General features: G+C 58.2%; 10 protein-coding genes. 7 read left to right on the top strand and 3 right to left on the bottom strand.

From position 1 onward, the window contains the following. Positions 1-35: 35 nt before the first annotated feature. The 4 genes from AC07U5_RS11090 (at position 36) to AC07U5_RS11075 (ending at position 3,963) form a co-directional block, all read left to right on the top strand. Positions 36-1,061, top strand: a complete 1,026-nt coding sequence (locus tag AC07U5_RS11090) for a sulfate ABC transporter substrate-binding protein (protein WP_494723013.1) — start codon at positions 36-38, stop codon at positions 1,059-1,061. A gap of 130 nt (positions 1,062-1,191) precedes the next feature. Beyond that, positions 1,192-2,049: a sulfate ABC transporter permease subunit CysT gene (gene cysT, locus AC07U5_RS11085; RefSeq protein WP_062438305.1), complete on the top strand. Its 858-nt coding sequence runs from the start codon at positions 1,192-1,194 to the stop codon at positions 2,047-2,049. Further along, complete coding sequence (gene cysW / locus AC07U5_RS11080) at positions 2,042-2,914, top strand: sulfate ABC transporter permease subunit CysW (RefSeq protein WP_062438303.1); 873 nt, start codon at positions 2,042-2,044, stop codon at positions 2,912-2,914. The genes cysT and cysW overlap by 8 nt, the downstream gene beginning before the upstream one ends. Positions 2,915-2,925: 11 nt before the next feature. Continuing rightward, positions 2,926-3,963, top strand: coding sequence for a sulfate/molybdate ABC transporter ATP-binding protein (locus AC07U5_RS11075; RefSeq protein ID WP_111847605.1), 1,038 nt, complete (start codon positions 2,926-2,928; stop codon positions 3,961-3,963). Positions 3,964-4,420: 457 nt separating this feature from the next. Here AC07U5_RS11075 and AC07U5_RS11070 read toward each other — a convergent pair whose 3' ends face one another. The 3 genes from AC07U5_RS11070 to AC07U5_RS11060 all read right to left on the bottom strand — a co-directional run bounded on the left by AC07U5_RS11070 (position 4,421) and on the right by AC07U5_RS11060 (position 7,700). Further along, positions 4,421-5,407 carry an NAD(P)H-quinone oxidoreductase gene (locus AC07U5_RS11070; protein WP_494723292.1) on the bottom strand — a complete coding sequence of 329 codons (987 nt, stop codon included), beginning with the start codon at positions 5,405-5,407 and terminating at the stop codon, positions 4,421-4,423. A gap of 103 nt (positions 5,408-5,510) precedes the next feature. Continuing rightward, positions 5,511-7,259 carry a bifunctional diguanylate cyclase/phosphodiesterase gene (locus AC07U5_RS11065; protein WP_494723291.1) on the bottom strand — a complete coding sequence of 583 codons (1,749 nt, stop codon included), beginning with the start codon at positions 7,257-7,259 and terminating at the stop codon, positions 5,511-5,513. Positions 7,260-7,472: 213 nt separating this feature from the next. Continuing rightward, entirely contained in the window at positions 7,473-7,700 is a 228-nt protein-coding gene (locus AC07U5_RS11060; protein WP_062425840.1) for a ribbon-helix-helix domain-containing protein, read from the bottom strand. 283 nt (positions 7,701-7,983) lie between these two features. Between AC07U5_RS11060 and betI the strand changes: the two genes are divergently transcribed. The 3 genes from betI (at position 7,984) to betA (ending at position 11,830) form a co-directional block, all read left to right on the top strand. Further along, on the top strand, positions 7,984-8,595 hold the full coding sequence (gene betI, locus AC07U5_RS11055; protein WP_062439018.1) for a transcriptional regulator BetI: 612 nt from the start codon (positions 7,984-7,986) through the stop codon (positions 8,593-8,595). 17 nt (positions 8,596-8,612) lie between these two features. Next, complete coding sequence (betB, locus tag AC07U5_RS11050) at positions 8,613-10,076, top strand: betaine-aldehyde dehydrogenase (RefSeq protein ID WP_443265586.1); 1,464 nt, start codon at positions 8,613-8,615, stop codon at positions 10,074-10,076. Between the two features lie 101 nt (positions 10,077-10,177). After that, complete coding sequence (gene betA / locus AC07U5_RS11045; protein ID WP_443265188.1) at positions 10,178-11,830, top strand: choline dehydrogenase; 1,653 nt, start codon at positions 10,178-10,180, stop codon at positions 11,828-11,830. Positions 11,831-11,942 lie beyond the last annotated feature (112 nt).

Below are 11,942 nucleotides of genomic sequence, written 5' to 3'. Positions count from 1 at the left end.
CTACTGTGAAGCCGTACGCATCCAGGAGGGTAGTGATGTCGAAATTTCTTTCCAGCCTCAGCGCCATTGCGCTCAGCCTGTCAGTCACATTGGGTGCAGTCGGACCGGCACTGGCCGACACAAAGCTCTTGAACGTGTCCTACGATCCGACGCGCGAGCTTTATAAGGATTTCAACGAGGCCTTCGCCAAGAAGTGGAAGGCCGGTACGGGTGAGGATGTCAGCATCCAGCAGTCGCATGGCGGCTCGGGCAAGCAGGCCCGCTCGGTCATCGACGGACTCGAGGCCGATGTCGTCACGCTGGCGCTCCAGAGTGATATCGACGCCATCGTCAAAAACAGCGGCAAGATCAATCCCGATTGGCGCACCCGCCTGCCGCATAATTCCTCGCCCTATACGTCCACCATCGTCTTCCTCGTCCGCAAGGGCAACCCGAAAGGCATCCACAATTGGGGTGATCTGGTGAAGGGCGATGTGCAGATCGTCACGCCAAACCCCAAGACGTCGGGTGGCGCACGCTGGAACTATCTCGCGGCCTGGGCCTGGGCGAATGAAGAATTCAAGGGCGACCAGGAAAAGATCAAGGCCTATGTCGGCGATCTCTACAAGCGCGCTCCGGTGCTCGATACCGGTGCTCGCGGTTCGACCGTCACCTTCGCACAGCGTCAGATCGGTGACGTTCTGCTCGCTTGGGAAAACGAGGCCTATCTTGCGGGCCAGGAATTTGGCGAAAATGCCTTCGATATCGTCGTCCCGCCGATCTCGATCCTGGCGGAACCGCCGGTGGCCGTGGTTGACGCCAATGTCGATGCCAAGGGTACGCGCAAGGTGGCAGAGGCCTATCTGCAATATCTCTACTCCGACGAGGGTCAGAATATTGCGGCCAAGCACTTCTATCGCCCAAGCAATCCATCTGTCGTCTCCAAGGATCTCTTGAAGCAACTGCCGGATATCAAGCTCGTCACGATCGACGATCCGATCTTTGGCGGATGGGCCAAGGCGCAGCCGGAACATTTCGGCGATGGCGGCATCTTCGACCAGATTTACAAGCCCGCCCAGTAAGTGGATGATGTGCGAACGTCCGGGTGGCCAAGTGCCGCCCGGCGTGGAGCAGAATGGATCGACTGGCTTCACCGCCGGTCGAAAGCGCGTATGATGGCTGGTTCAAGCCATTCGTTTACCCGGAGCATCGATGAGCAATACCCCATCGCAAAGCGGATGGAAGTGGCGTCAGTCTAGCGTCTTGCCAGGTTTCGGCCTGACGCTCGGTTACACGATTACCTATCTCTTTCTTATTATTCTCATTCCCCTCGGTGGCCTTATCTGGTCCACCGCCCATCTCGGATTTGCCGAGTTCGTCGCGATCGCCACCGATCGCAGAACCTTGAATGCTCTTCGGGTCAGTTTCGGCACGGCCTTCATCGCAGCGCTCGTCAACGCCTTTTTCGGCGTCATCATCGCTTGGGTCCTTGTCCGCTATCGCTTTCCGGGTCGCCGCTTTGTCGATGCGATCGTGGATCTGCCCTTCGCGCTGCCGACCGCGGTTGCCGGCATTTCGCTGACCACGCTCTACTCCAATCGCGGCTGGATTGGCTCGCTGTTTGAACCGCTCGGCATCAAGATCGCCTTCACGCCGATCGGCATCGTCATCGCCCTGATCTTCATCGGCCTGCCCTTTGTCGTGCGCACGGTGCAGCCCGTCATGGAAGAAATCGACCGGCAGGTTGAGGAGGTTGCAGCGACGCTCGGTGCCAACCGGTTCCAGACGATCACCCGCATTCTGCTGCCGGGCCTCGTTCCCGCCATCCTCACGGGTTTCGCGCTCGCCTTTGCCCGCGGTGTTGGGGAATATGGCTCTGTCATCTTCATTGCGGGCAACATCCCCTATGTGTCGGAAATCGCTCCGCTCCTGATCGTCATCCGGCTTGAGGAATTCAACTATGCGGGCGCGACGGGCATCGCCACAATCATGCTGATCATCTCCTTTGCGATGCTCTTCGTCATCAATCTCATTCAGGCCTGGAGCCGTAAGAGGTATGGTTATGCCTGATAAAGCTCAAACCCTTCCCGCGAGGCCGTTCCGCGATCCGGCAAGCGAGGGGCTGCCGGCAAAGCTCGCCCTTTTTCTTGTCGTCTTCCTGTTCTTGGCGCTCTTTCTCGTGTTGCCTCTGGTGGCCGTCTTCGTCGAAGCGTTCCGCAAAGGTATGGAATCCTTCTGGGAGGCGATCGTAGAGCCGGATGCGCTTGCCTCCATCCGCCTGACGCTTCTGGTCGCGGCCATCTCCGTGCCACTCAATCTGATCTTCGGCGTGGCCGCTGCCTGGGCCATCGCCAAGTTCGAGTTCAAGGGCAAGGCCTTCCTCATCACCTTGATCGATCTGCCATTTTCGATCTCGCCGGTGATTTCCGGTCTCGTCTACGTCATCCTGTTTTCGTCCCACAGCGTGCTCGGGCCCTGGCTGAAGAGCTATGGCATCGAGGTCCTCTTCGCCGTGCCGGGCATCGTCCTTGCGACCATTTTCGTCACGTTCCCCTTTGTTGCCCGCGAACTGATTCCTCTCATGCAGGATCAGGGAACCGGCGACGAGGAGGCCGCGATTTCGCTTGGCGCCTCTGGCTGGCAGACCTTCTGGTATGTCACCTTGCCCAACATCAAATGGGGTCTGCTCTACGGCGTGCTTCTGTGTAACGCCCGCGCCATGGGCGAATTCGGTGCCGTTTCTGTGGTATCTGGCCATATTCGCGGCGAAACCAACACCATGCCGCTGCATATCGAAATTCTTTACAACGAGTACAATATGGGCGCCGCTTTTGCGGTGGCCACACTGCTGGCGGGACTGGCGCTCGTCACCCTTGTACTCAAAACCATTCTCGAAATACGCTTTGGCGCGGGCAACGCTGCCGGCAAGCATTGAAGGGCATATTCATGGAAGTGAAAGTTTCCGGCATCACCAAGCAGTTTGATCGCTTTCCAGCATTGAACGACGTGTCGCTCAACATCCGCTCCGGCGAGTTGATTGCACTGCTGGGTCCGTCCGGCTCTGGCAAGACGACGCTTCTGCGTCTGATAGCGGGCCTTGAGCAGCCGACCGCCGGCCAGATTTTCTTTGGCGATGAGGATGCCTCCCACCGTTCCGTCCAGGAGCGCAATGTCGGCTTCGTTTTCCAGCATTACGCGCTGTTTCGTCACATGACGGTGGCGGAGAACATCGCCTTCGGCCTGAAGGTGCGGCCCTCTGCAACACGGCCGGCTAAGTCGGAAATCCGCAAGCGCGTCTCGGACCTTTTGGACATGGTGCATCTGTCTGGGCTGGAAAAGCGCTATCCCAACCAGTTGTCCGGCGGCCAGCGTCAGCGTGTTGCGCTCGCCCGTGCCGTTGCCATTGAACCCCGGGTTCTGCTTTTGGACGAACCTTTCGGTGCGCTGGATGCCAAGGTGCGCAAGGAGCTTCGTCGTTGGCTTCGCGAATTTCACGACCGCACCGGCCACACGACCGTCTTCGTCACCCACGACCAGGAGGAGGCCCTGGAACTGGCAGACCGCGTGGTGGTGATGAGCCAAGGCAAGATCGAACAGGTCGGCACGGCGGATGATGTCTATGACACGCCGAATTCCCCCTTCGTCTTCTCCTTCATTGGCGAATCGTCCAACCTTCCGGTCAAGATCCAGAACGGCCAAGTCGTGTTTCAGGGAGAGAGCATCGGCCTCGCTGAGACCGGAGATGGGGAGGGTGATCTGTTCTTCCGTCCGGAAGATGTGGTGCTGACGAATGAGCGAGACGCACTTTACGGGAAGGTGACCACCTGTCGCCGCCTGGCCGGCACGCGCATTGCAGAAATCGATATCGCCAATAATGGGCACGAGCCCTATCATCTCGAAATCGAGGTGCCGCTGGATGCGTCTGTATCCGTTGGCAACGACGTGCGCTTTCGTCCGACCCGTTGGCGGGTTTTCAGAACGTAAAGGTTGGAAAAGGAAAAGGGCCGCTTCGAGCGGCCCTTCCATGAGTCTGGTCATTGTCTCAGACCCGAAACGTTTTGCAACGCTTCGAAGGGAAGGCGGATCAGGCCGAGGGCTGCCTCGTCAAAATCAAATCCTTTCCATTGCCTGCTGCCAAGACCGAAATCTCATTAGACATTGGATCACCTTCCTTTCTCTACGTTGAACATAGTATGAAGGTAATCCGATTCGCGCCGATTGCAAGAGGGCGCGTTTATATCGATACCGTCAGCCGAACAAGCCGCGATGAACCGCCGTGCGTCCTATTGGACGCGCAAAGGACGCTCTATCTTTTTTGATCTACGCATCCTGCTTTCCGAGAATCGACTCTAATTTTCGGGCCGATGCTGTAGGCCGCAAACGGCAGTGCGGCGCCGGAAAGGCTGCCGAGCCCGCCGCCACCAATCTCAAGTCTCTGATATTACTCGCTGACACGCATCACGATCTTGCCGATATGGCTGCTGCTTTCCATCAGCTGATGGCCTTCCGAGACCTGATCGAAGTCGATCACGTCATGGATGACAGGGGCGACCTTGCCGGCTTCGAGCAGCGGCCAGACCTGCTCGACGAGCTCATCGCGAATGGCGCGCTTCTCGTCAGCCGTGCGTGGCCGCATGGTGGAGCCGGTGACGGTGAGGCGTTTGACCATGATGGGGCGTAAGTCCACCTTCTCGGCAATCGTACCGCCGAGGAACGCGATCATTGACAGGCAACCATCCTTGGCAAGCGAGGCGATGTTCTTTTCAAAGTAGGATGCGCCGATCATGTCGAGAATGACATCCACACCCTTGCCGCCGGTCGCGTCCTTGATGACGGCGGCGAAGTCCTCTTGTTTGTAGTTGATCGCTCGTTTGGCGCCAAGCGTCTCGCAGGCGTCACATTTCTCCTTCGAGCCTGCCGTGGTATAGACCTCGGCACCAAAGGCCTTTGCAAGCTGGATTGCCGTTGTGCCGATACCGCTGCTGCCGCCATGGATCAGAACACTTTCGCCTTCGGTCAGGCCCGCCATCTGGAAAAGGTTGGCCCATACGGTGAAGAAGGTTTCCGGCACCGCTGCCGCCTTCACCGCATCATAACCCTTGGGGAAGGGCAGGGCCTGGCCAGCGGGCACGACGCAATATTCGGCATAGCCCCCGCCATTGGCAAGCGCGCAGACCCGGTCGCCGATTTGGAAATCGCTGACGCCTTCACCGAGCGCGACGACTTCACCGGCAACTTCAAGACCGAGAACCGGGCTTGCGTCTTTAGGCGCGGGATAGTTTCCCTGACGCTGCGCCACATCCGGTCGGTTGATGCCCGCTGCCTGAACCTTGACTAGAAGTTCCCCGGCCTTGGGTAAGGGCAAAGGCCCGTTCGAAAACGTCATGACCTCAGGTCCGCCAAAGCTCGGCAGATCGACAAAACGCATGGTGGACGGCAGTGACACGGGTGGCCTCCTCAAAACTTTCTTACGGTCCGCTAAACTTAGGTGACCCGTGTGGCTTATGAAAGAAGGCGTAATGCCGCTCCCCTTATTTCATTTCGCCATGGCTGCAGATGACGAGACCGGCATCGCTTTCCTTGGCCGCCTTCTTGATGTTGGCGATTTCGGCGCCAATCCCCTCAGGATTGCCGATCAACATGCCCTTTGGCAGTTGAAGGACGCCGATGGAGCAACGCAGAAGCGCAAATTCCCGCTCATTGCCGAAGCGGTCGAAGCCCTTGATCTGTCCCGCGAGGCGATCTTCTTCCGAATACAGCGAGATGACATCGTCGTGGAAATCGCTGAGCAACCGCTCCAGAATTTCCGTCACCTCGTCCTTCGTCCAGTCGCGAACGCCGATGAAAAAATCGTCGCCGCCGATATGGCCGAGGAAGCAGTCGCCGGAGAAGAAGTATCGTTTCATCAGCGCCGAGAAGAGGCTGATCGCATGGTCGCCGACATGGAAACCGTATTTGTCGTTAAAGGGTTTGAAGTTGTCGAAGTCGCAATAGCAGAAGAAGCGATCTTCATCGCTGTCGCGGCAGGATTCCTCGATGAAGCCGCTGATCGCCCGGTTGCCGGGAAGTGCTGTCAGGGGGTTCTGCTCCTGTGCCAGCTTCAATTGCTTTTCGTTGATGACCTTGATCAGCGATGCGGCCGAAACGACGCCGACATAGCGCATGTTTTCGGTGAGGATCACGCAGGCACTGCCGCCCATATTGGCGAAGATATTCATCAGCCGATCCGCATCCGCATCCAGCCCGACGATCGGGGCGCGATCGACGAAATGCGAGATTGTCCGCTCATAGACCTTGTTCTTCAAGAGATCGCGGCCGAAGGGCTGATAGATGTATTCCTTCAGGTGATACTCGTTGATCACCCCGCGCGGTTCGCCATTGGCGTTGAGAACGGGAAAGAAAGCCTGCTCCGGATTGCGGCGGAAGAGTTCGAAGACGCTGTCGATGCTGTCGTTCTCATAGACGGTGGGCAGATGCTCGATCTGCCGACGGATCAGGATCTCATCGAGCGTCTGACGGTTGCGCCGGTTTTCGCCGAGAATTTGGAGATGCGGAAACGATGTCTGCAATTCCTTGACGAAGGTGGTGGGGCGAGAGACAAACCAGCCTTGGACCAGATCGACGCCCATCTCCCGGCAGGCGAGGAATTCCGCTTCCGTCTCGATGCCTTCGGCAATGACGCGCACACCGAGCACATGAGCGATGTTGACGATGTTCTTGACCATGTGCCGCTTGCGCGGATTACGCTCGACATCCTGGATGAAGTAGCGGTCGATTTTCAGATAATCGACGTCGAAGTCGCAAAGCAGCTTCATCTCGCCGTGGCCGACTCCAAAATCGTCGATGGCGAGCTTGAAGCCTTCTTTGCGCATGCGGTTGATCAGGGTGCTGAATTCCGGCACGCTGGTATTGTCGAAGCGTTCCGACAGCTCGAAGCAGATGGAGGAGGGCGGGATCTTTGCCTGCGCCAGTTGTTCCAGCAGCTTGTCAACCATGATGTCGCCATGGGGAATGAGCCTGACATCGAGATTGAGAAACAGCGTGGCGGAGGCCAAATCCGGAAGCGTGGAAAACTTGGCGAGTGCGCGGCTTGCAATCATCTTCTCCAGTTCGATGAGCTGACCGTCCGCTTCGACATGATCGAGAAGTTCGAGAGGGTTGGGAAAGCCGATGCGGTCATAGCCGCGCATCAGGGATTCATAACCGAAGACCGTGCCGGTCGTCGCTTCGACGATCGGCTGGAAGGCGCATTCGAGCACCAGCTTTGCCATGGAAATCATCTGGCCGCTGGAAAACCGTCTTATGATATTTGGCTCGGCACTTATCGACACCACGCGTTTTCTCCACCATTGCAGGATCGTTTGCAGCAATCCTGCCCGACCCTACGTTTTTAGGCGGGAGTGTGGAGAGAACTCCTCAATGAAAACTTTACGGCAGATGAAACTTTGGTGACAGTTTCATGTCCGGTCAGGTGGCGTCAAAGTGGACGTGGCTCAGCGTCTCTGCGTATTGTGGAAGGCGTAGAGCTCCGCCACATTGACGGCCTCGCTATCGCTCTTCCGGCGCTCGACGAAGCCGCCCTTGTCTCTTTGCTGTGTCTCTGCCCAGAGCTTCAGCGCGGCGCGCACGACCTCGCTGCTGGAGGCGTAGGCACCGCAGGCCACGGCTTCGTGCATCTTCGCGGCCTGTTCCGGCGAGATCGATACGGTCAACACTGGCATGGTGGTCCTCCCTATTACCAAGCTGCGGGATTTTTCCCGTCAGCCGCATTTGCCGTCGTAAACTCACTTTGCAGCATGTGCATATTCTGCGGATCGCAAGGCGGCGGTTGGATAGAACGTGAGAAGTTATTCTTGGTTCCCGCTAAAAATACTCAGAGCTAGAAGAGTGTCGAACACGTGATCGATCCTCTCATTGACATGGCGCAAACCAGGTGAAAACCCGTCGCATTTATTATTGATTGATCAGTCAATCAATAATAAAAAAGACCCAAAGGAGATCGGTATGCCCAAAGTCGGAATGGAGCCATTGCGGCGCAAAGCGCTAGTCGATGCAGCTCTACGCACTATAGGCCATCATGGTTCGCTGAATGTGACGATGTCGGACATCGCACGAGAGGCGGGGGTCTCGGCGGCCCTCGCGCACCATTACTTCGGCAGCAAGCAGCAACTCCTGCTTGAGACGATCCGCAGCCTGTTGCGGGATTTGCGGCGGGACGCGGTCGCGGCGTTGACACGGGCCTCTGGCCCGCGCGAGCGCCTCAGCGCCATCGTGCGGGTGTCGTTTCAAAGCGACCAGTTCACCCAGGAAACGGTGGCGGCGTGGCTGGCCTTTTATGTCGAGGCGCAGCGCTCGGAAGAAACCCGCCGTCTTCTCGTCGTCTATACCAAGCGCCTTCGCTCCAACATCATGCATAGCCTCGGTCGTCTTTGCCCGCCCGACGACGCGGCGAGGATTGCGGAAGGGGCAGCAGCCCTGATCGACGGGCTTTATATTCGCCACAGTCTGCATGCCGCACCGCTTGGCATCTCCGCCGCGGGCGCTCTGGTCGAAGATTACTTCGACGTGCAGCTGAAACGCTTTTTGGACAACAAGCCGTCCACCCGCATTCTTTGAGGACACTGATGATGACGTTGAAAGCCCAGCCGAAAGCCTCGCATTTCATCGATGGCGACTATGTTGAAGACGACAAGGGAACGCTGATCGAAAGCATCTATCCGGCGACCGGTGAAGTCATTGCGCGCCTTTATGCGGCGACCCCTGCCATTGTCGAGCGGGCAATCGCCTCGGCGAAGCGCGCGCAGAAAGAATGGGCGGCGACGAGCCCGACGGCACGCGGGCGTATCCTGCGCCGTGCTGCAGACATTATGCGCGAGCGCAACCGCGAACTTTCCGAACTTGAAACGCTCGACACCGGCAAGCCTATTCAGGAAACCATCGTTGCTGATCCGACCTCCGGGGCTGATTGCTTCGAATTCTTTGGCGGCATCGCGCCATCTGCGTTGAACGGCGATTACATTCCGCTCGGCGGTGATTTTGCCTATACCAAGCGTGTCCCGTTGGGTGTCTGCTTCGGTATCGGCGCCTGGAACTACCCCCAACAGATCGCCTGCTGGAAAGCGGCCCCCGCGCTTATCGCCGGTAACGCCATGGTCTTCAAGCCATCGGAAAACACCCCGCTGGGGGCCTTGAAGATCGCCGAAATTCTCATCGAAGCGGGACTGCCGAAAGGTCTCTTCAACGTCATTCAGGGGGACCGCGATACCGGCCCACTTCTCGTCAACCATCCAGATATCGCCAAGGTGTCATTGACCGGCTCTGTTCCGACGGGCCGCAAGGTCGCGGCTGCGGCTGCGGGCCACCTGAAGCAAGTGACGATGGAACTTGGCGGCAAGTCGCCTCTCATCGTCTTCGACGACGCCGATATTGAGAGTGCGGTTGGCGGCGCCATGCTCGGCAATTTCTATTCCTCAGGGCAGGTCTGCTCCAACGGAACGCGCGTCTTCGTTCAGCGGGGTGCAAAGCAGCGTTTCCTCGACAATCTCAAAAGCCGCACCGACGCCATGATTATTGGCGATCCCATGGATGAGGCAACCCAGATCGGCCCGCTCGTCTCGAAGGCGCAGCAGGAAAAGGTGCTGGCCTATATGGAGAAGGGCAAGGCCGAAGGTGCAACGCTCGTGAGCGGCGGCGGCATTCCTAACAATGTCTCCGGCCAGGGCTATTACGTGCAGCCCACCGTCTTTGCCGATGTGAAGGACGACATGACGATTGCTCGCGAGGAGATCTTCGGGCCGGTAATGTGCGTGCTGGATTTCGACGATGAAGACGAGGTCATTGCCCGCGCCAACGCGACTGAATTCGGCCTCGCGGGCGGTGTCTTCACCGCCGATCTGTCGCGGGCGCATCGCGTCGTTGACCAGCTGGAGGCCGGCACGCTCTGGATCAACACCTATAATCTGTGCCCGGTCGAAATGCCCTTCGGCGGCTCCAAGCAATCCGGCTTCGGTCGGGAAAATTCGGCCGCAGCCCTCAATCATTACAGTGAGTTGAAGACGATTTACGTTGCAACAGGCAAAGTCGAAGCGCCCTATTGATGGGGCGCTCCCTTGGCTCAGGGAGTGTCCAATAAACCAGGCTTGCCGCCAGTCCTCTTATGGCCTCGAGGGCGGTTAATCAAAACCAAGAGAGATAACACATGCAGCAGGCAGATTTCGTCATTGTCGGTTCCGGGTCCGCTGGCTCAGCCATGGCCTATCGCCTGTCGGAAGACGGCAAGTATTCTGTCATCGTCATCGAGGCAGGCGGATCGGATTTCGGGCCATTCATCCAGATGCCAGCGGCACTGGCCTGGCCTATGAGCATGAAGCGCTACAATTGGGGGTATCTTTCCGAGCCGGAGCCGAACCTCAACAATCGCCGCATTACCGCACCCCGCGGTAAGGTCATTGGCGGCTCATCCTCCATCAACGGACTTGTCTATGTCCGTGGTCACGCGGAAGACTTCAACCGCTGGGAAGAGCGGGGTGCGCAGGGCTGGGCCTATGCGGATGTGCTGCCTTACTTCAAGCGCATGGAACATAGCCATGGCGGTGAGCAAGGCTGGCGCGGCACTGACGGGCCTCTGCATGTGCAGCGTGGTCCGGTGAAGAACCCTCTCTTCCATGCCTTCATTCAGGCTGGCGCACAGGCCGGGTTTGAACTGACAGACGACTATAATGGCTCGAAGCAGGAGGGCTTCGGCCTGATGGAGCAGACGATCCATGACGGTCGTCGCTGGTCCGCAGCAAACGCGTATCTGAGGCCGGCTCTGAAGCGCGGTAATGTCACGCTCGTGCACGGCTTTGCGCGTAAAATCGTGATCACCAATGGCCGCGCGACAGGAGTCGAGATTGAACGCAAGGGTGCCGTCGAGACGATAAGCGCAAACCGCGAAGTGATCGTCGCGGCCTCGTCCTTCAACTCGCCGAAACTGCTGATGCTTTCCGGCATCGGTCCGGCGCAGCATTTGCAGGACATGGGTATCGAGGTGAAAGTGGACCGCCCCGGCGTTGGCGCCAATCTGCAGGATCATATGGAATTCTACTTCCAGCAGGTCTCGACCAAGCCTGTATCGCTCTATTCATGGCTTCCCTGGTTCTGGCAGGGCGTGGCGGGTGCGCAGTGGCTGATGACCAAGGGCGGGCTTGGTGCCTCCAACCAGTTCGAGGCCTGCGCCTTCCTGCGCTCCGCACCAGGATTGAAGCAGCCGGATATCCAGTTCCACTTCCTCCCCGTCGCCATTTCCTACGACGGCAAGGCCGCCGCCAAGAGCCATGGCTTTCAGGTGCATGTCGGCTACAACCTGTCGAAATCCCGCGGCGACGTTAAGCTTCGATCGTCCGATCCGAAGGACGACCCGGTGATCCGCTTCAACTATATGAGCCATGCAGAAGACTGGGAGAAATTCCGCCATTGCGTGCGCCTCACGCGCGAGATTTTCAGCCAGAAAGCCTTCGACGAGTTCCGCGGCCCGGAAATCCAGCCGGGCGAAAATGTTCAGTCCGATGCGGAGATCGACGCCTTCCTGCGTGAACATCTGGAAAGCGCCTACCACCCCTGCGGCACCTGCCGGATGGGCGCCAAGGACGATCCTTTGGCGGTCGTCGATCCGCAATGCCGCGTCATTGGGGTCGATGGCCTGCGCGTGGCGGATAGCTCGATCTTCCCGCATGTGACCTATGGCAACCTCAATGCACCGTCGATCATGACAGGAGAAAAGGCCGCCGATCATATTCTCGGTCGACAGCCACTGCCGCGGTCAAATCAGGAGCCCTGGGTCAATCCGCGGGCGGCGGTCAGCGATCGCTGATTTCGCCGCGATGCTGGTTCGCGCTCATAGGGCGAAAACTCTTCAGCGTTCTCAAGTTGGGATATTCAGATGCTTTTCCATGTCATTTGTCAAAGACATGGTTGCAATCGGG

Source organism: Agrobacterium sp. GW821-FHT02D03 (assembly GCF_059421725.1).
The sequence above is the reverse complement of the archived record's forward strand: the minus strand, read 5'-3'. Positions and strand labels throughout refer to the sequence as shown.